Genomic DNA, 18,414 nt, shown 5'->3' on the forward strand with positions numbered 1-18,414 from the left:
GATGCCCAGCAACAACGAACTGACCATGCTCTTCTTCGTACAGCTCGGCACTGTGCTTGTCATGTGCAGACTCGTCGGGCTGCTGTTCCGCAAACTCGGCCAGCCGCAGGTCGTCGGCGACATGGTGGCCGGCTTCCTGCTCGGCCCCACCCTGCTGGGCTACGTGTTCCCGGCCCTGTTCGAGGACCTCTTCCCCAGGGTGCTGGCCGTGCCCGGCACGGAGGCGACCGTCCAGCACCCGGCGCTGAGCACCCTCTTCGTCGTCGGCCAGATGGGCCTTGTGCTCTACATGTTCCTGGTCGGGCTCTCCTTCGACCACTCGATCCTGGCCGGGCACCTCAAGCAGTCGGCCTTCGCCTCGGCCGCGGGCATCCTCGCCCCGGTGCTGATCGGCGGCTTCCTCGGCTGGCACCTGGCCGGCAGTGACACCTTCTTCCCCGAGGGCGTCGCCGCCTGGCAGGGCGCCATGTTCGTCGGCGCCGCCTGCTCCATCACCGCGTTCCCGCTGCTCGCGCGGATCATCTACGAGCGCGGGCTGACCCGGACCAAGGTCGGCACCATCGCCCTGGCCTCCGCCGCCGTCGACGACGCCGCCGCCTGGATCCTGCTCGCCGTCGTCGTCGCGGGCACCACCGGCGACCCGCTGCTCGCGGGCGTCGCCCTCGCCGGCAGCCTCGTGTACGTGGCCGTCCTGATGTACGCCAAGAAGCGCCTCGCCCGCCGCGCGGAACGGCTCAACGAGCCGGGCACGCTGAACCGGTCCGGCGCCCTCGGGGCCGTCGTGATCCTGCTCCTGGTCTGCGCCACCTTCACCGAATGGGTGGGCGTCCACGCCGTCTTCGGTGCGTTCGTCCTCGGCGCCTGCATGCCCCGCGGCGCCTTCGCCGAGGACCTGCGCGCCCGCCTGGAGCCGATGACCGTCCACGTGCTGCTGCCCGTCTTCTTCGTCTACGCCGGCCTCAACACCCGCCTCGACGCGCTGATCGACCCGGTCATCCTGGGCACCTTCTGCCTCGTCCTCGTGGTGGCCTTCGCCGTCAAGGGCGGCGCGTGCACCCTGGCCGCACGCTCGAGCGGCGCCTCCTGGCGCGACGCGGCCTCGCTCGGCTCGCTGATGAACGCCCGCGGCCTGACCGAGCTGATCCTCCTCAACATCGGCCGGGACAAGGGCCTGATCACCAACGAGCTCTACACGGTCATGGCCCTGATGACGATCGTGACCACCCTGGCCGCGACCCCGCTCTACGAGTGGATCCAGCGCCGCTGGCCCTCCCCCGACAACTTCCTGCGGGACCTCCCCCAGGACCTCGCCGCGGCCCCGGCCCCGGCGACGGACCCCGCCCCGGCGCCGGCGCCCCGGCCGGTTTCCCCGGCCGAGGCGTCCGCCGACGCGCCTCAGCTGATCCGGCGGTAGCTCGTGAGCAGCATGTCGCGGTAGCCGTACGCGCGGCCGGCCGCCGGATCCAGCCGCACCGGTTCGGTGCCGTGCAGGATCCGGCGGTCGTCCGCGTACAGGGAGTCCAGCGGTGCGGCCAGCAGCGGCCGGGCCAGGGGGCGCTGCGACGCGTCGCAGATGATGCTGCGGCCGCCGGTCACCCCGGCCCGGCCGATCAGGTGCAGGGAGATGTAGTCGAAGCCGTCCCGGTGCACGCCCTCGGGGGAGGGCAGGCCCTCCTCCCCGGCGACGGCCCGGATGCGCACCAGGTGCACGTCGACCTCCCAGTCCAGGGTCCGCCCCGGCTCCGCGCCGGCCAGCTCGGAGAACACGCCGACGCCGTGCAGCAGCAGCCGGTGCAGGAACGGGTTGACCCGTACCGCCCCGGTCACGGGCGCGAACAGGCGCGGCGCGCCGCCCGCGAACGGATTCACCTCGGCGCTCTGGTAGTAGGGGCCCGGCGGATGCGCGCGCAGCACTCCCTGCGAGGCCGTCCGGTGGGTGTAGCGGACGTGCCGGCGGAAGCGGTACGCCCCGCCGTCGGCCAGGTATTCGTCCGGCTTGAGGTCCTCGTAGGCCTGGCTCAGCTGCCGGAACTCCAGCGCCCCGGGGCCGGTGTCGAAGCCGGATCCCGGGGCGAACACCCAGCCCTGCCTGCGGATCCCCTCCCGGATGTCCGTGCGGGTCAGCGGGCTGGGAAGAACTGCGGAGGGCATGTGAGGTCTCCTTGCGTCAACTCCGGCCCACGAGGTCCAGCATGCGCAGGAGAGCCTCCCGGGCCGGTTTGAGGCAGCTCTCCTCGTCCCCCTCCTCGAATCCCGGTAACCCGGCCGGCGCCGGGAAAACGGCCCCGCCAAGCGTCCGCCGACATATGCACGCGTCGCGCGGAGGGAAATCCGGCCGGAATTCGGGGCAACGGCAGGACGCGTACAGCGTCGAGGGTCCATTGCCGGCCGTTCACAGGGAGGAGCGGTTCCCGGCCCATTCGATGCCGGGAAACCCGGTCGGCGCGTACGGGATACGGCTGCCGGGGCGCGCGATCGCGCGGCGGGCGCGGGCCCGGCGGACGGTTCCGGGCACATCCGCGCTCGTCAACAGGGTTTTTTCGGGCCGCTCCGGGGTCTCGCCGGGGGACACCCGGTGACCGTGCAGCCGGTGCGTACATCCGCTCCCGGTCCACCGACCGACCCCCTTCGCTCGGTTCCCAAGCCGCGCCGGAAGAAAAGGAAAAGGAATGCACACATCGCAGGGACGGCGTCGCGGAATTTCATCCGGCCGCCCTGTGGCCCGAATTGGATATTCACTCTTCCTAGGCCCGTTGGTCTTCTGCATAATGGCCTGGTGACTGTATATACCGCTGTGCTCGAGCCGGAGTCGAGACCGGTGGACCGGTGCACCGCGCCCGCCGTCGAACTCCCCTTCTGGGGCCGGCTGCGGCCCGAGGTCTGCGCGCTGCGGGGCAACGCCACCGGCACCGCGCAGTTCTACCTCTGGGACCGGGCCGCCGGCGGGATCCGGCGGCTCACCGACGCCCCGCACGGCGTCGAACTCGGCCTGCTCGACCCGGCCGGACGCTGGCTGTGGTGGTACCACGACGAGGACGGCACCGAGCACGGCACCTGGATGCGGGCCCCGCTGCGCGGCGGCCCCGCCGTGCCCGCACTGCCCGGCGTCCCGCCCGGCACGCCCGAGGGCCTGGCCGTCGGCGCCTCGGGGCTGGCCGTCGCCGGAGTCACCACCGACGACGGCCGCACGGGCATCCACCTGCTCCGCGCCGGCGCCGACCGCGCCGAACTCCTGCACGGCGCCGACACCCCGCTCTACCTCGGCGGCCTCAGCGACGACGAGGCGTACGTGCTGGTGCTGCACGCCGAGTACGGCGACCCGCTGCGGCCCTCACTGCGCGTGCTGGACGCCGACGGCGCACAGGTGGGGGAGTTGAGCGACTGGCCGCACAGCGGGCTGCACGTCGTGCCGTACGGGTCCCCGTTCCTGCCCGGCGGCCGGCTGGTGCTGGCCACGCACACCCGCGGCGGCCGCCCCGCCCCCCTGCTGTGGGACCCGGTCACCGGTGACGTGCGGGAGATCGACACCGGCCTGCCCGGCGACGTCCGCGCCGAGTTCGTGCCCGACGGCACCGCCCTGCTGCTCCACCACCGCACGCACGGACGCAGCGAGCTCTACCGCTACCGGCTCGCCGACGGTCACCTGGAGCAGCTGCCCGTGCCGCGCGGCACCGTGCACGCCGCCGTGGCCCGGCCCGACGGCGACTGCTGGTACACCTTCTCCTCGGCGTCCACCCCGCCCGTCCTGCGCGACCTCGCCGGAAAGGACCTGCTGTCCGTGCCCGGCCCCGTCGTCCCGGCCGCTGCGGTCACCGAAGTCCCCGTACCGCACGGGAAGCTGACGATCCCGGCCTTCCTCAGCGTGCCGGCCGCCGGCCGGGCCCCGTACCCGACGGTCTTCCTGCTGCACGGCGGCCCGCACACCGCCGACGGGGACGAGTACAACGGCCCCGCCGCCGCCTGGAACGACGCCGGCTACGCGGTGGCCCGCGTCAACTACCGGGGCTCCGCCGAGAACGGCACGGACTGGCAGTTCGCCCACCGCGAGGCCGTCGGGCACACCGAACTCTCCGACGTGGCCGCCGTCCGCGCCCACCTGGTCGCCTCCGGCGTGAGCGACCCCGGCCGCTGCGTGCTCGCCGGGAGCTCCTGGGGCGGCTACCTGACCCTGCTCGGACTCGGCACCCAGCCCGGCCTGTGGGCCTGCGGGCTCGCCGAGGGCGCCGTCGGCGACTACCCGGCCGCCTACCGCGAGCAGTTGCACAGCCTGCGCTGGGTGGACCGCGCCATGTTCGGCGGCACCCCCGACGAGGTACCCGAGCGCTACGCCGCCGCCTCCCCCCACACGTACGCCGACGCGGTCCGCGCACCCCTGCTCGTCCTGGCCGGGGACCGCGACGCACGCTGCCCGGTCGGCCAGATCGAGTCGTACGTACGGGCGCTGGCCGCCCGCGGCGCGGACGTCGACCTGCGGCTGCGCTCCACCGGCCACGCCAGTGCCCGCGCCGAGGTCGGCGCGGACGCCATGTCAGCCCAGATCGCCTTCGTGCGGAGCCGCATCGGCGACACCGCACCCACCCCGGAACAGGAGCAGAACGCATGACCGAGCAGACCCCCTCGAACGCCGCCGACCACACGACCGGCACCCCCGCCGCCGCCCCGGCGCCGCGCCGCCGCTTCACCGTCCAGCGCGGCGGCTGCGGCTGCGAGAGCAAGCCCTCGCCGACCGCCCAGGCGAAGCCCAAGCCCGCGGAGAACAGCTGATGGCGCCGGAACCGGACTTCGCCGCCCTCACCCCGCTCGGCTGGCACGAGGCGCTCGCCGAGGCCTGGCCGCACCACCTGGCCGCGCTCGGCGGCGCCGCGCCCGGCGAGACCCGCTTCCCCGCCCGCGTCGGCCAGGTCGACCGCGGCGCCGCCACCGTGCTGACGCCCGGCGGCGAACTGCGCGCCCAGCTCGGGCCGCGGCTGTTCCAGCACGGCGAACCGCCGCTCGGCGGTGCCCAGCTGGCCACCGGAGACTGGGTGGTGGTGGGCGGCCCCGGCCCCCACCTGATCCTCGACGTCCTGCCGCGCCGCTCGGCCTTCGTCCGCGGCACCGCGAACCGCAGGACCGAGTCCCAGATCGTCGCCACCAACGTCGACACCGTCTTCGTGGTCGCCGCCCTCACCGGCGAACAGCGGCTGCGGCGCATCGAGCGCTACCTGGCCGTCGCCTGGCAGAGCGGAGCCCAGCCCGTCGTGGTGCTGAGCAAGGCCGATCTGCACCCCGATCCGGCCGCCGCGGCCGAGGAGGTGGAGCGCATCGCGCTCGGCTCCCCCGTCCACACCGTCTCCTCCCGCACCGGCGAGGGCCTCGACGCCCTGGACCGGTACGTCGAACCGGGCCGCACCGTCGCCCTCGTCGGCCTGTCCGGCGTGGGCAAGTCCACGCTGACCAACCGGCTGCGCGGCGAGGAGGTGCTGTCCACCCAGGAGGTCCGCTCGGACTTCAAGGGCCGGCACACCACCACCCACCGCGAGCTCGTGCCGCTGCCCGGCGGCGGCCTGCTCATCGACACCCCCGGCATGCGCGCGCTGGCCGTGTGGGACGCCGAGGAGGGCATCGACAAGGCGTTCGCGGACGTCGAATCCCTCACCGGCGACTGCCAGTTCCGCGACTGCGGCCACCAGGACGAGCCGGGCTGCGCCGTCCGCACCGCGGTCGTCACCGGCTCCCTGGACGCGGACCGGCTCGGCAACTGGGAGAAGCTGCGCCGCGAACAGCGCATGCTGGAACTGCGCCAGGACGCCCGCGCCCGGTCCGAGGACAAGCAGCGCATCCGCACCCGTGCCCGGGCCCTGAAGAAGCGCCCGCACCGCTGACCGCTGACCGCTGACCGCTGACCGCTGACCGCTGACCGACCGCTGACCGCGAACCCTCCCGTCCGGTGCCCGGCTTCGCGGCTCCGCGGCTTCCCGGCCGGGGCTCGAGCGTGCCTCAGGCCGCCCACCAGCGGCTTTTCCCCGCGCCCCGGCACACTGCCGGGAGCGGCACCGCACGGGGGGAGAGCCGATGACACCAAGGCCGCAGGAACTGGTCCGCCGGGACCGTGAACTCGGCGGGCTCCGGGAGCTGCTCGCGGTGACCCGGCGCGGCGAGGGCCGGGCCGCCCTGGTCACCGGCAGCCCCGGCACCGGCAAGACCGCCCTCGTGCGGGCCTTCACCGCCGAGGCGGCGGACGCCGGGGCCTTCGTCCTGCACGCCTCCGCCTCCCCCGCGGAACAGGGCATCCCGCTCGGTGTCGCCGGACAGCTGCTCAGCGCCGTACCCGGATTCACCGGTCCCGATCCCGATCCCGAACCGGCGGCCGCCCTCCCGGTGGTACGGGACGTCCTGATGGAGCTGGCCGCCACCGCCCCGGTCGTCGTCGCCGTCGACGACATCGAGTACACCGACGAGCTCTCCGCACGCTGCCTGCTGTACCTGTGCGGCCGGATCGGAGCCGCGCGCATCATGCTCCTCGGCGCGGGCTCCACCTGTCAGCCGCCCCACCGGCCGGCCGCCGCACTGCCGGTCGCCGAACTCGCCCGCCACCCGCGGTGCCTGGCCATCGCCCTCACCACCCTCGACGAGGACGGCGTCGCCGGATTCCTGCGCGCCCCGGACGGCGCGGCCATGGACCCCGCCGAGGCCCGGCGCCTCGCCCCCGCCTGGCACCGGGCCACCGGCGGGAACCCCCGGCTGCTGCACGCCCTCGCCGAGGACCGGCTGAGCTGCGGACCGCTGCGCTCCGCCCGCCCGGTGGCCGCCGCCGCCTTCAAACGGGCCGTCACCGGCTGCCTGCGCCCCGGCGGCACCCGGGACGCGGCCCGGGCGCTCGCCGTCCTCGGCCCCTCCGCCACCCTCACCACGCTCGCCCGGCTCCTCGGCGCCCACGAACGGGCCGTGGGCCCGCTGATGGACGTCCTCACCGACACCGGGCTGCTGGACTCCGGACGGTTCCGCCACGAGGCGGCGCGGGCCGCCGTACTGGAGGAACTCCCGCCGCGCGAAAGCGCCCGGCTGCACACCGAGGCCGTCGCGCTGCTGCGCGCCGACGGCGCGGCGGCCGAGACCGTCGCCCGGCACCTGGTCGCCGCCGACGGGCCGGGTCCGGCGGCCGCGGAGCCCTGGGCCGTCGACGTACTGGCCGAGGCGGCCGAGCAGGCCCTGCGGGCCGCCCGGCCCAAGGCGGCGGCGGGCTTCCTCGACGCCGCGCACCGCCGCTGCCCCGACCCGCAGCGCCGGGCGGCGCTGCTCGACGCCCTGGCCGGCGCCGAATGGGAGAGCGACCCCGCCGCCGTGACCCGCCACCTCCCGGCCCTCGAACAGGCCCTGCACACCGGGGAGTTCACGGCGGACCGGGCCGCCGGCCCGCTCGGACTGCTGCTGTGGCACGGCCGCCCGGGCGCCGCGGCCCGCGCCCTGGACACGCTGGACGCGCTGGACGCGCCCGGTGGGGGAGAGGGGGCACGGCGGCTGCGGGCGGGGGCGGCGTACATCTACCCGGAACTGGGCCCGCCGGAAGGGCCTGCGGCCGGTCCGGCGGTCGCCCCGGCGCAGGACGCGGCGCACGGTCCGGCGCACGGTCCGGTGGACGCCCCGGCCGGCCGCCCGTCCGGGGGCCCGGCGTTCGGCCCGGCCGGTGGCCCGATGCTCGGGCCGGCCGACGAAGCCGACCGTACGGCCGCCGTGGAACGGGCCGCCGCGGCGCTCGTATCGCGCCAGCACCCGGCTCCCGGTGTGACGGCAGCCCTGTGCGCCCTGCTGTACGTGGGGGAGAGCGACCGGGCCGAGCACTGGCACGCCCTGCTGCGCGAGACGCGGACCACGCCCGGAGCCCTGGACACCCCCGCCCGCCGGGCCGTGGCCGCGGCGGCCGCCGCCCTGGTGCACGGCCGCCTGGGCCGGCACGCGGAGGCCGCCGCCGAAGCGGAGCGGGCACTGGACCTGCTGGCGCCCGAGGCCTGGGGGATCGCCGTCGGCATGCCGCTGGCCGCGGCGGTGCGCGCCGCGACCGGGCTCGGCGCGCACGAGGAGGCGGCCCGGCTGCTGCGCGTGCCCGTTCCCGAGGCGATGTTCCGCAGCCGTGTCGCCCCCCACTACCTGCTCGCCCGCGGCCGGTTCCGGCTCGCCGCGCAGCAGCCGGTGGCGGCCCTCGGCGATCTGCACGCCTGTCGCGACCTGATGGCCCGCTGGGGCATCGAGCCGTGCGAGGCCCTCGACTGGAGCACCCCGGCGGCCGGCCACCAGGACCCCGTCGCACGGCTGAGCCGGGCGGAGCGCCGGGTGGCGGTACTGGCCGCCCAGGGCTGCACCAACCAGGTCATCGCCGCCCGGCTGTTCGTGACCGCGAGCACGGTCGAGCAGCACCTGACGAAGGTCTACCGCAAACTGGGCGTGCGCTCGCGCACCGACCTCGCCGAACTGGTCGGCCCGGGCCGCGCGGCCTGAGCCGCGCGGTCAGCCGCGGCGCTCGCCCGTACGGAAGCCGCGCTGGTTCTTGCGTCCGAGCGCACCCGCCGCGACCAGCTCGGCCAGCGCCTGCGAGGGCACCAGCTCCGGCAGCCCGAAGCTGTCGAAGAGCCGTTCCTGGATGGCCAGCGAGACGTCCAGCCCGATCGTGTCCAGCAGGGCGAACGGCCCCATCGGATAGCCGTACCCCTGCTCGACCGCCGCGTCCGTCGCCGCGATGTCCGTGCCGGCCCGCTCGAGCAGGTCCAGCGCGTCACCGAGGTACGGGAACAGCAGCCGGTTGACGATGAACCCGGTCCGGTCCGGGCACTCCACGGCCGTCTTGCCCAGCTCCCGGCACAGCGTCCGGGCGGTCGCCAGCGCGTCCTCGTGGGACTCGGGCGTGTGCGCCAGCTCCACCAGCCGCATCACCGGGGCCGGGTTGAAGAAGTGCAGCCCGATCACGTCGGCCGGGCGGCCCGACGCCTCGGCGCAGGCGGCGACGGACAGGCTCGAGGTGGTGGTGGCCAGGACGGTGCCCGGTGCGCAGACCTCGCCGAGGCGGCCGAACAGGACCAGCTTCGCGTCGAGGTCCTCGACGACGGCCTCCACGACCAGATCGCAGTCGCCGAGCGCCGCCAGGTCGGTGGACGTCTCCAGCCGGGCCAGCGCCGCCTCCCGCTCCGCGGGAGCGATCCGGCCCCTGCGCACCCGGCGGGTCAGCGAGTCGCCGACCGCGGCCAGGGCCCGGTCGGCCTGCTCCGCGCCGCGCGCCACGAGCACGGTGTGCCGGCCGCCGGCCGCCATGACCTCGGCGATGCCGCGGGCCATCGCGCCCGAGCCGACGACGCCGACGCGGGTGACCGGCCGGGCCGTTCCCGCGCCCGGGCCGTCCGCCGGAGGCGTCACCACGGCGCCCAGTTCGTCGTACGCGGCGAAGCCCTCGCCGCTCTTGCGGCCCAGGCGTCCGGCCGTGACCATCCGGCTGAGCAGCGGCGACGGTTCGAACGCGCAGTCCCCGGTGCGCCGCCAGCGGGCGAGCAGCGCCGCGTGGACCGAGTCGATGCCCATGAGGTCGAGGGTCTCCAGCGGGCCCAGCGGAAGACCGCAGCCCAGCCGCATCGCGGTGTCGATGTCCCGGGGGCTCGCGTAGCCCTCGTCGCACAGGATCGCGGCGCGGTTGAGGTAGGCCAGCACCAGGTCGTCGGCGTCCGCGGCCGACGGGGCGGCGACGGCGGCGGGCCGCAGGCCGAGCTCCGCCACCAGGGCGTCGAGCGCCGCGGTGGTGGCGGCCGAGGCCAGCGGGGAGTGGACGGGCAGGACGGGCCCGCCGGCGGCGGGCGGAGTGAAGAACCGCAGGCCCGCGACCGATCCGGGGCTGCCCGAGCCGATGGCCAGCCGGGGCACGGACAGCGTCGTGGTGGTGGTCAGCACGGGCATGCCGGGCCCGCACCGGGCGACGATGTCGCCCAGCACGGCCTTCTTGACGGCCTCGTCCTCGGTGACGGCCTCGATCACCAGCTCCGCCCGGGACAGCGCGGCCGGGTCCGTGGTCAGGGTGACGGCGGGCCGGTCGGCCCCGTCCCCGCGCGCGGCGTCGGCGGCCTTGAGCCGGCGGGCGGTGCGGTCCAGCGCGTCCAGGGCGGTGTCGACCGCGATGACCTCGTGCCCGGCCTCGCGGGCCAGGTGCAGCAAGGCCTCGCCGAGGGTGCCCAGTCCGACGATCCCGGTGACCGGGGTGTGCTCGCCGCTCACTGCCCGGCCTCCCGGGTCTCGGTGTCGGTCCGGAACCGGTTGATGGCCTCGAGGTGCTGGGCGCGCAGTTCGTGGTTCCGTACGCCCAGGCCCTCCCCCGGGGCCAGCGCGAGGACGCCGACCTTGCCGTGGTGGAGGTTCTGGTGGACCTCGTACGCGGCCTGGCCGGTGTCCTCCAGGGAGTGGACCTTCGACAGGGTGGGGTGGATCTTGCCCTTGGCGATCAGCCGGTTGGCCTCCCACGCCTCGCGGTAGTTGGCGAAGTGCGAGCCGACGATCCGCTTGAGCGACATCCACAGGTAGCGGTTGTCGAACTCGTGCCGGTACCCGGAGGTCGAGGCGCAGGTGACGATCGTGCCGCCCTTGCGGGCCACGTAGACGGAGGCGCCGAAGGTCTCGCGGCCCGGGTGCTCGAAGACGATGTCGACGTCCTCGCCGCCGGTCAGCTCGCGGATGCGCTTGCCGAAGCGCTTCCACTCCCTCGGGTCCTGGGTGTCCTCGTCCTTCCAGAACCGGTAGCCCTCGGCGTTGCGGTCGATGATCGCGGTCGCGCCCATCCGCCGGCAGATCTCGGCCTTCTGCGGACTGGACACCACGCACACGGGGTTGGCGCCGCCGGCCAGGGCCAGCTGGGTCGCGTACGAGCCGAGCCCGCCGCTCGCGCCCCAGATCAGGACGTTGTCGCCCTGCTTCATGCCGGCGCCGTTGCGGGAGACCAGCTGGCGGTAGGCGGTGGAGTTGACCAGACCGGGGGAGGCGGCCTCCTCCCACGTCAGGTGCTCGGGCTTGGGCATCAGCTGGTTCGACTTCACCAGCGCAAGCTCCGCCAGGCCGCCGAAGTTCGTCTCGAAGCCCCAGATGCGCTGCTCGGGGTCGAGCATCGTGTCGTTGTGTCCCTCGGCGGACTCCAGCTCCACGGACAGGCAGTGGGCCACCACCCGGTCGCCGGGCTTCCAGCGGTTCACGCCGGGGCCGGTGCGCAGCACCACACCGCACAGGTCCGAGCCCAGCACGTGGTACGGGAGGTCGTGGCGCTTGGTGAGCTCCGACAGGCGGCCGTAGCGCTCCAGGAACCCGAAGGTCGCCAGCGGCTCGAAGATCGAGGACCACACGGTGTTGTAGTTGACGGCGCTCGCCATGACGGCGATCAGCGCCTCACCGGGGCCGGGTTCGGGGGTCGGCACGTCCTGGAGGTGCAGGGACTTGCGGGGGTCCTTGTCCGCCGTCGCCATGCCCTCGAACATGCCGGTGTCTTCCTTGCGGACCACATTGCCGCGGTAGCTCTCCGGCAGCCGGAGGTGCTGGAAGTCGTCCGGGGCCGCGTCCTCGGAGAGCAGAGCACTGATGATCTCGTCCACGTGATGTCCCTTGAAGTCGAGGAGAGCCTCAGCCAAACGTAGGAACGGGCCCCCGCACCCCGGCACCCCAGAGGTTCCCCTAGGCCCGTGCCGCGCCGCGGCCAGGGGGGTTCCAGGGGATCCGGACCGGGCGGCCACGCCCGCAGGCTGGGTTTCGAGCTCTGTCCGGGAATGAGGAGATCCGATGATGCGAACGACCGACGGCAGTCCCTGGTTCAGGAACTACCGGCCCGCCCCGCAGGCGCCCGTCCGGCTGTTCGCCCTGCCGCACGCGGGCGGGTCCGCGAGCTACTTCCACCCCCTGGCCTCCGTGCTCTCGCCCGCCGTGGACGTGTACGGCGTCCAGTACCCGGGCCGCCAGGACCGCCGCTCCGAACCGGGCGAGACCTCGCTGGAACGGCTCGCCGACCGGATCACCGCCGAGCTGCTGCCGCTCGACGACGGCCGCCCGTACGCCCTGTTCGGGCACAGCATGGGGGCGATGCTCGCCTTCGAGGTGGCCCGCAGGACCGAAGCGGCCGGGCAGGGCCCCGCCCACCTGTTCGTCTCCGGCCGCCCCGCCCCCTGCCAGGACAGCTACGAGGCCTGGTTCCCCCGCACCGACGAGGAAGTGGTCCGGGAACTGCGTGCCTTGAACGCCACGGACGACGGACTGCTCGACGACCCGGAGGTGCGGCGCATGCTGCTGCCGCCGCTGCGCACCGACTACCGGGCGGTGCGCGAGTACCGGTTCGCCCCCGGGCCGCCGCTGCGCACCCCGATCACCGCGCTGACCGGCGACGCCGACCCCATGGCCGAGGTCGGCAAGGTCGACGCCTGGCGCGCCCACACCCGCGCCGCGTTCGGGCTGTGGGTGCTGCCGGGCGGCCACTTCTACCTCAACGACCGCCTCGACGAGGTCGCGGCCGCCGTGGCCGACGCACTGCCGGCCGCCGCGCCCGCGGCGGTGGCCGCGTGAGCGTCCACTCGCCCGGCCTGGGATCCATCGGCATCCTCGGCACCGGCTCGTACCTGCCCGAGCGGATCGTGCCCAACGAGACGATCGCCGCCCGGGTCGGCGTGACCCCCGCGTGGATCGAACGCAAGACCGGGATCAGGGAACGCCGGTACGCGGCCCCCCACGAGGCCGCCTCCGACCTGGCCGCCGAGGCCGCACTGCGGGCCCTGGAGGACTCCGGCACCGACGCCGGCGACCTCGCCTGGATCGTCGTCGCCACCTCGACGCCCGACCACACCCAGCCGGCCACCGCCGCCCTGGTGCAGCACCGGATCGGCGCCCGCCGGGCGGCCGCCTTCGACGTGAACGCCGTCTGCAGCGGCTTCGCCACCGCCCTGCACACCGGCGCCCGGCTCCTCGCGGCCCCCGAGGCCGACGGCCGCCGCCGCCCGGTGCTCGTCGTCGGAACCGACGTCTACTCCCGCATCGTCGACCCCGCCGACCGCAGGACCGCCCCCCTGTTCGGCGACGGCGCGGGCGCCGTCGTCCTCGGCCCGGTGCGCGAGGGGTACGGGCTGATCGGCACCGGCCTGCGCACCGACGGCAGCCTGCACGGGCTGATCGGCGTCGGCGCCGGCGGCAGCCGCAAACCGGCCGCCCTGAAGACGGTGGCCCGCGGCGAGCACTACTTCGCGATGCGGGGCCGCGACGTACGGGACTTCGTCGTACGGGAACTGCCCGGGGCGGTCGAGGAGATCCTGCGCACCTTCGGCGCCGCGCCCCAGGACGTGGACCACTTCGTCCCCCACCAGGCCAACGGGGAGATGCTCCGCTCCCTGACGGGCCCGCTCGGCCTGACCCGGGCCACGGTCCACCTGCCCGTGGAACTGCACGGCAACACCGGCGCCGCCTCCATCCCGCTGGCCCTGGACCACGCCGTGCGCGGCGACGGCGGACCGGCCGACGGGGACCTCGTCCTCCTCGCCGGCTTCGGCGGCGGGATGAGCGTGGGCACCGCGCTGCTGCGCTGGGGCGGCTGATCCCCGACGCCCTGGACGGGCCGTGCACGCATCTTCTAGCCGTGCTCCAGACCGAGCGGGGAGGCTCACAGCACTGAACCCGCAGCGCGGTGCGAGCCCGCCCGGTGCCAGGCCTGGAGGAAACACAGTGAAGGACAGTCGATGAGACGGGTAGTCATCACCGGAATCGGCGTGGTCGCCCCGGGAGGGGTGGGCACCAAGGCGTTCTGGGAGCTGCTCACGGCCGGCCGGACGGCGACCCGGGCCATCACCCTGTTCGACGCGTCCTCCTTCCGGTCCCGGATCGCGGCCGAGGCCGACTTCCACCCCGCCGACCACGGTTTCGACGAGCAGGAGGCCGCCCGCCTGGACCGCGCCGCCCTGTTCGCGCTCACCAGCGCCCGCGAGGCGATCGCCGACAGCGGCGTCACCGACGGGCTGGACCCGCTGCGCACCGGCGTCAGCCTCGGCAGCGCCGTCGGCTGCACCACCGGGCTCGACCACGAGTACGCGGCCGTCAGCGAGCTGGGCCGGCGCTGGACGGTGGACGCCACCCGGGCCGCCTCCCACCTCTACGACTACTTCGCCCCCAGCTCCCTGGCCGCCGAAGTGGCCCGGGACAGCGGCGCTCAGGGGCCCGTCGCGCTGGTCTCCACCGGCTGCACCTCCGGACTGGACTCCGTCGGCCACGCCGCCGAGCTGATCCGCGAGGGCGCCGCCGACGTGATGGTCACCGGCGCCACCGAGGCGCCCATCTCGCCGATCACCGTGGCCTGCTTCGACGCGATCCGCGCCACCTCGACCCGCAACGACGACCCGGCGACCGCCTCGCGCCCCTTCGACCGCACCCGCAACGGCTTCGTCCTCGGCGAGGGCGCCGCCGTGCTCGTGCTCGAGGAGCTGGGGCGGGCCCGCCGCCGCGGCGCCCGCATCTACGCCGAGGTCTCCGGGTTCGCCAGCCGCAGCAACGCCTACCACATGACGGGACTGCGCTCCGACGGCGCGGAGATGGCCGAGGCCATCACCGCCGCGCTCGCCGAGGCCCGGCTGGACGCCTCCGCCATCGACTACGTCAGCGCCCACGGCTCGGGCACCAAGCAGAACGACAAGCACGAGACCGCCGCCTTCAAACGCAGCCTGGGACAGCGCGCCTACGAGGTGCCCGTCAGCTCCATCAAATCGATGATCGGGCACTCGCTCGGCGCCATCGGCGCCCTGGAGGTGGCCGCCAGCGCCCTGGCCATCGTGCACAACACCGTGCCGCCCACCGCCAACCTCCACGAGGCGGACCCGGACTGCGACCTGGACTACACCCCGCTCACCGCCCGCGAGCAGCGCACCGACGCCGTCGTCAGCGTCGGCAGCGGCTTCGGCGGCTTCCAGAGCGCCATGGTCCTGAACCGCCCGAGCCTGAAGGAAGCCGCATGAGCGCCGCCGCACCCGCCCCGTCCGGCACCCCGGCGCGGACCGCCACCGCCGTCTTCACCGGCATCGGCGTCACCGCCCCCAACGGGCTGGGAGCCGAGGCCTGGTGGGCCGCCGTCCTGCGGGGCGAGAGCGGCATCCGGCCGCTGACCCGGTTCGACGCCGACGGCTACCCCGTACGCCTCGCCGGCGAGATCCAGGGCTTCGTCGACGCGGACCACGTCCCCAGCCGGCTGCTGCCGCAGACCGACCGCGTCACCCGCCTCTCCCTCGCCGCCGCCAAGGAGGCCCTCGACGACGCGGGCGCCGACCCCGCGCAGCTGCCCGAGTACGCCGCGGGCGTGGTCACCGCCTCCGCCGGCGGCGGCTACGAGTTCGGCCAGCGCGAACTGGAAGCCCTGTGGAGCAAGGGCGGCCAGTACGTCAGCGCGTACCAGTCCTTCGCCTGGTTCTACGCCGTCAACTCCGGCCAGATCTCCATCCGGCACGGCCTGCGCGGCCCCAGCGGCGTCCTCGTCACCGAGGGCGCGGGCGGCCTGGACGCCGTCGCCCAGGCCCGGCGCCAGCTCCGCAAGGGCGCCGCCCTCATGGTGACCGGCGCCGTCGACGCCTCACTGTGCCCGTGGGGCTGGGCCGCGCACCTGGCCGAGGGCCGGATGAGCCCGGTCCCGGACCCGGCCCGCGCCTACCTGCCCTTCGACGCCGAGGCCTCGGGCCACGTCGTCGGCGAAGGCGGCGCCCTGCTCGTCCTGGAGGACGCCGAAGCGGCCCGCGCCCGCGGCGCCCGTACGTACGGCTCCTTCGCCGGATACGCGGCCACCTTCGACGGCCCGGACACGCCCCGGCTCGCCGACGCGGCCCGCCTCGCACTCGCCGACGCCGGCCTGGACGCCGCCGACGTCGACGTGGTCTTCGCCGACGCCGCGGGCGAACGCGCGGCGGACCGCGCCGAGGCCGAGGCGATCACCGACCTGTTCGGCCCGCGCGGGGTGCCGGTCACCGCCCCCAAGTCGATGACCGGACGACTGCTCTCCGGCGGGGCCTCCCTGGACCTCGCGGCCGCCCTCTTCAGCCTGCGCGACCAGGTCATCCCGCCGACCACCGGCACCGTGCGGCCCGCCGACGACTGCCCGCTCGACCTGGTCACCGGCGCCCCGCGCGCCGGCAGCGCCCTGCGCACCGCCCTGGTGCTGGCCCGCGGCCGGGGCGGCTTCAACGCCGCCGCCGTGGTCCGCGCCGCCTGACGCGGCCCGCCCGCAGCGCCCGGCCCGTACCTCGAACCCGCACCCGAACCACACAGAGGAGAACCCATGCGGCACATGGAGCTGACCGACCTGACCCGCCTGCTGCGCGACTGCGCCGGCACGGAGGAGGGCGTGGACATGGCCGGCGACCACGTCCTCGACACCCTCTTCGTCGACCTGGGCTACGACTCGCTGGCCCTCCTGCAGACCACCGGACTCATCGAGCGGCAGTACGAGATCACGCTCGACGAGGAGGCCATGGACGAGGCCGAGACCCCCCGCAAGTACCTCGAGCTCGTCAACCGGGTGCTCTCCGCCCGCGTCACCGCCTGAGCCGCCCGGCCGCGCCGGGCTGCCCCGTACCCACCCCACCGAGGAGAACCGACATGCAACGCATCCAGGCCATCAAGGAGTTCATGGTCCGCGAGCTCCTGCCGGACATCCCCGCCGATGAGCTGGACGCGGACCTCGACCTCCTGGCGGCCGGCCTCGTCGACAGCCTCGGCCTGCTCAAGGTGATCGCGTGGCTGGAGGACGTCCACCACATCGACACCGACGCGTTCGAGCTGGACCCGGAGGCCTTCCGCTCGGTCGCGGCCATCGACGAGTTCATCGCGGACGCGTCCCGCCTGCAGGTGGAGGCCGCGTAGCCATGCACGACGCCGTCGCCACCACCACGGAGATCGCGGACGGCGTGTACGCGTACGTCCAGGGCGACGGCGGCTGGTGCCTGAACAACGCGGGCCTGGTCACCGGCGCGAACGGGCAGAGCCTGCTCGTCGACACCGCCGCCACCGAGCATCGCGCCCGCAGCCTGCGCGAGCAGGTGCTGCGGCTGGTCCCCGAGCCCCCGCGGGCCCTGGTCAACACGCACTTCCACGGCGACCACACCTTCGGCAACTACCTCTTCCCCGAGGCCCTGGTCATCGCCCACGAGCAGACCCGCACCCTGATGGACCTGGCCGGACTGCACCTGACCGGCCTGTGGCCGGACGTCTGCTGGGGAGACCTGGAACCCGCGCTGCCGGACGTCACCTACCGCGACGCGCTGACCCTGCACATCGGCGGCGTACGGGCCGAACTGCTGCACCTGGGACCGGCCGCGCACACCACCAACGACACCGCCGTGTGGCTTCCCGAGCAGCGGGTGCTGTTCGCCGGCGACCTGCTGATGGCGAACGCCGCCCCCTTCTGCCTGATGGGATCCGTCTCCGGATCCCTCGCCGCGATGCAACGGCTGCGCGCCCTGGGCGCCGAGACCGTGGTCCCCGGCCACGGCCCGGTCGGCGGACCCGAGCTGATCGACGCCAACGAGGCCTACTTCCGCTGGATCGCCGAGCTCGCCGCACGCGGGGCGGCGGCCGGGCTGACCCCGCTCGAGCTGGCCGCCGAAGCGGGCCCGGGCCCGTTCGCGGACCTCCTCGACGCGGAGCGCCTCGTACCGAACCTGCACCGGGCGTACGCCGAACTGGCCGGGGCGGCCCCCGGGGCCCCGCTCGACGTGGGCGCCCTCTTCCGGGAGATGGCCGAGTTCAACGGCGGGCTGCCCGCCTGCCACGCCTGAGCCCGCCCGCGGCCCGGGCCCGCCCGCGGCCGGAGCCGCTCAGGACAGGTCGTCGCGGGTCACCCGGCGGGTGGCGACCTGCAGCGCGCCCTCGACGCGCACCAGGACGTCCTCGCACACGCACACCCGGTGCACCCGGGAGTCCCCGCCGATGTCGGAGGCGTAGACGATCGCGTACGAGCGGACGTGCACGGTGCCGTCCGGGTGCTCGGAGACGTCGAACATGCCCATGAAGTGACGGTGGCGCTGGCCCGCCTCGGTCAGCTGGGCGGCGGCCCGGCTGGTCGCCGCGACCAGGCCCGCCCGGCCGCGCACCGGCTCCGGCAGCGTCGGCACGTCGAAGGTGGCGTCCTCGGTGAACGTCCCGGCCCAGCGCTGTGCCTCACCGAGGTCCAGCAGCTGCATCTGGTGCGCGTAGAACTGCTGCACCTCGGCGTAGAGGGCGCCGAAGGCCGCGGCGGCCTGCTGTCCGATGCCGGCCTGGAGGGTCATGGAGGACTCCGATCTGGTGAGTGTCCCCACCCTCGCCGCTCCGGGTCGAGCGGGATTCGAAGACGCCTCGATCCGGCTGCCGTCCGCGACCGCCCGCGGCCGCCCGCGGCCTGCCCGCGCCGTCCGCGACCGGTCCTCAAGCGGG

Annotated in this window: 17 protein-coding genes; 12 read left to right on the top strand and 5 right to left on the bottom strand. The window is 74.9% G+C overall.

Annotated features, from left to right (window positions below; genetic code table 11):
• Position 1: 1 nt before the first annotated feature.
• Positions 2-1,414 (top strand): cation:proton antiporter, encoded by a 1,413-nt coding sequence (locus ACZ6I1_RS26465; protein ID WP_469291180.1) that lies wholly within the window; start codon positions 2-4, stop codon positions 1,412-1,414.
• Here the strand turns inward: ACZ6I1_RS26465 and ACZ6I1_RS26470 are convergent.
• Positions 1,396-2,151: a 2OG-Fe dioxygenase family protein gene (locus ACZ6I1_RS26470; protein WP_469291182.1), complete on the bottom strand. Its 756-nt coding sequence runs from the start codon at positions 2,149-2,151 to the stop codon at positions 1,396-1,398. The genes ACZ6I1_RS26465 and ACZ6I1_RS26470 overlap by 19 nt on opposite strands.
• A gap of 241 nt (positions 2,152-2,392) precedes the next feature.
• A complete protein-coding gene (locus ACZ6I1_RS26475; RefSeq protein ID WP_469291184.1) occupies positions 2,393-2,530 on the bottom strand; it encodes a hypothetical protein in 138 nt (45 codons plus the stop codon).
• Positions 2,531-2,776: 246 nt separating this feature from the next.
• Here ACZ6I1_RS26475 and ACZ6I1_RS26480 point away from each other — a divergent pair, with 246 nt between their 5' ends.
• The 4 genes from ACZ6I1_RS26480 to ACZ6I1_RS26495 all read left to right on the top strand — a co-directional run bounded on the left by ACZ6I1_RS26480 (position 2,777) and on the right by ACZ6I1_RS26495 (position 8,475).
• Entirely contained in the window at positions 2,777-4,603 is a 1,827-nt protein-coding gene (locus tag ACZ6I1_RS26480; RefSeq protein ID WP_469291186.1) for a S9 family peptidase, read from the top strand.
• Positions 4,600-4,764: a hypothetical protein gene (locus ACZ6I1_RS26485; protein WP_469291188.1), complete on the top strand. Its 165-nt coding sequence runs from the start codon at positions 4,600-4,602 to the stop codon at positions 4,762-4,764. Before ACZ6I1_RS26480 ends, ACZ6I1_RS26485 begins: the two co-directional genes overlap by 4 nt.
• A complete protein-coding gene (gene rsgA, locus ACZ6I1_RS26490; protein WP_469291190.1) occupies positions 4,764-5,864 on the top strand; it encodes a ribosome small subunit-dependent GTPase A in 1,101 nt (366 codons plus the stop codon). Before ACZ6I1_RS26485 ends, rsgA begins: the two co-directional genes overlap by 1 nt.
• Positions 5,865-6,054: 190 nt before the next feature.
• Entirely contained in the window at positions 6,055-8,475 is a 2,421-nt protein-coding gene (locus ACZ6I1_RS26495; RefSeq protein WP_469291193.1) for an AAA family ATPase, read from the top strand.
• Positions 8,476-8,484: 9 nt separating this feature from the next.
• Here ACZ6I1_RS26495 and ACZ6I1_RS26500 read toward each other — a convergent pair whose 3' ends face one another.
• Both ACZ6I1_RS26500 and ccrA read right to left on the bottom strand, forming a co-directional pair.
• Positions 8,485-10,230 carry a 3-hydroxyacyl-CoA dehydrogenase family protein gene (locus tag ACZ6I1_RS26500; protein ID WP_469291195.1) on the bottom strand — a complete coding sequence of 582 codons (1,746 nt, stop codon included), beginning with the start codon at positions 10,228-10,230 and terminating at the stop codon, positions 8,485-8,487.
• Positions 10,227-11,588, bottom strand: a complete 1,362-nt coding sequence (gene ccrA / locus ACZ6I1_RS26505) for a crotonyl-CoA carboxylase/reductase (protein WP_469291197.1) — start codon at positions 11,586-11,588, stop codon at positions 10,227-10,229. The genes ACZ6I1_RS26500 and ccrA overlap by 4 nt, the downstream gene beginning before the upstream one ends.
• 184 nt (positions 11,589-11,772) lie before the next feature.
• Between ccrA and ACZ6I1_RS26510 the strand changes: the two genes are divergently transcribed.
• The 7 genes from ACZ6I1_RS26510 to ACZ6I1_RS26540 all read left to right on the top strand — a co-directional run bounded on the left by ACZ6I1_RS26510 (position 11,773) and on the right by ACZ6I1_RS26540 (position 17,777).
• Positions 11,773-12,546 carry a thioesterase II family protein gene (locus tag ACZ6I1_RS26510; RefSeq protein ID WP_469291199.1) on the top strand — a complete coding sequence of 258 codons (774 nt, stop codon included), beginning with the start codon at positions 11,773-11,775 and terminating at the stop codon, positions 12,544-12,546.
• A complete protein-coding gene (locus ACZ6I1_RS26515; protein ID WP_469291201.1) occupies positions 12,543-13,565 on the top strand; it encodes a 3-oxoacyl-ACP synthase III family protein in 1,023 nt (340 codons plus the stop codon). Before ACZ6I1_RS26510 ends, ACZ6I1_RS26515 begins: the two co-directional genes overlap by 4 nt.
• A gap of 141 nt (positions 13,566-13,706) precedes the next feature.
• Positions 13,707-14,972, top strand: coding sequence for a beta-ketoacyl-[acyl-carrier-protein] synthase family protein (locus ACZ6I1_RS26520; RefSeq protein ID WP_469291203.1), 1,266 nt, complete (start codon positions 13,707-13,709; stop codon positions 14,970-14,972).
• Complete coding sequence (locus ACZ6I1_RS26525; protein WP_469291205.1) at positions 14,969-16,213, top strand: ketosynthase chain-length factor; 1,245 nt, start codon at positions 14,969-14,971, stop codon at positions 16,211-16,213. The genes ACZ6I1_RS26520 and ACZ6I1_RS26525 overlap by 4 nt, the downstream gene beginning before the upstream one ends.
• A 66-nt stretch (positions 16,214-16,279) precedes the next feature.
• Positions 16,280-16,546, top strand: coding sequence for an acyl carrier protein (locus ACZ6I1_RS26530; protein ID WP_469291207.1), 267 nt, complete (start codon positions 16,280-16,282; stop codon positions 16,544-16,546).
• A 53-nt stretch (positions 16,547-16,599) separates the two neighbouring features.
• Positions 16,600-16,863: a phosphopantetheine-binding protein gene (locus ACZ6I1_RS26535; protein ID WP_469291209.1), complete on the top strand. Its 264-nt coding sequence runs from the start codon at positions 16,600-16,602 to the stop codon at positions 16,861-16,863.
• A gap of 2 nt (positions 16,864-16,865) precedes the next feature.
• The gene (locus tag ACZ6I1_RS26540; RefSeq protein ID WP_469291211.1) at positions 16,866-17,777 is read left to right on the top strand and encodes an MBL fold metallo-hydrolase; all 912 of its coding nucleotides are present in this window, start codon (positions 16,866-16,868) and stop codon (positions 17,775-17,777) included.
• A 39-nt stretch (positions 17,778-17,816) separates the two neighbouring features.
• Here ACZ6I1_RS26540 and ACZ6I1_RS26545 read toward each other — a convergent pair whose 3' ends face one another.
• On the bottom strand, positions 17,817-18,269 hold the full coding sequence (locus tag ACZ6I1_RS26545) for a nuclear transport factor 2 family protein (protein ID WP_469291213.1): 453 nt from the start codon (positions 18,267-18,269) through the stop codon (positions 17,817-17,819).
• Positions 18,270-18,414: the final 145 nt, after the last annotated feature.

The organism is Streptomyces sp. NPDC046303, assembly GCF_055588085.1.

Coding starts and splice junctions, on each gene's coding strand:
- ACZ6I1_RS26495 (WP_469291193.1), top strand. CDS start 6,055: ATGACACCAAGGCCGCAGGAACTGGTCCGCCGGGACCGTGAACTCGGC.
- ACZ6I1_RS26530 (WP_469291207.1), top strand. CDS start 16,280: ATGCGGCACATGGAGCTGACCGACCTGACCCGCCTGCTGCGCGACTGC.
- ACZ6I1_RS26470 (WP_469291182.1), bottom strand. CDS start 2,151: ATGCCCTCCGCAGTTCTTCCCAGCCCGCTGACCCGCACGGACATCCGG.
- ACZ6I1_RS26485 (WP_469291188.1), top strand. CDS start 4,600: ATGACCGAGCAGACCCCCTCGAACGCCGCCGACCACACGACCGGCACC.
- ACZ6I1_RS26520 (WP_469291203.1), top strand. CDS start 13,707: ATGAGACGGGTAGTCATCACCGGAATCGGCGTGGTCGCCCCGGGAGGG.
- rsgA (WP_469291190.1), top strand. CDS start 4,764: ATGGCGCCGGAACCGGACTTCGCCGCCCTCACCCCGCTCGGCTGGCAC.
- ACZ6I1_RS26525 (WP_469291205.1), top strand. CDS start 14,969: ATGAGCGCCGCCGCACCCGCCCCGTCCGGCACCCCGGCGCGGACCGCC.
- ACZ6I1_RS26510 (WP_469291199.1), top strand. CDS start 11,773: ATGATGCGAACGACCGACGGCAGTCCCTGGTTCAGGAACTACCGGCCC.
- ACZ6I1_RS26465 (WP_469291180.1), top strand. CDS start 2: ATGCCCAGCAACAACGAACTGACCATGCTCTTCTTCGTACAGCTCGGC.
- ACZ6I1_RS26545 (WP_469291213.1), bottom strand. CDS start 18,269: ATGACCCTCCAGGCCGGCATCGGACAGCAGGCCGCCGCGGCCTTCGGC.
- ACZ6I1_RS26535 (WP_469291209.1), top strand. CDS start 16,600: ATGCAACGCATCCAGGCCATCAAGGAGTTCATGGTCCGCGAGCTCCTG.
- ACZ6I1_RS26540 (WP_469291211.1), top strand. CDS start 16,866: ATGCACGACGCCGTCGCCACCACCACGGAGATCGCGGACGGCGTGTAC.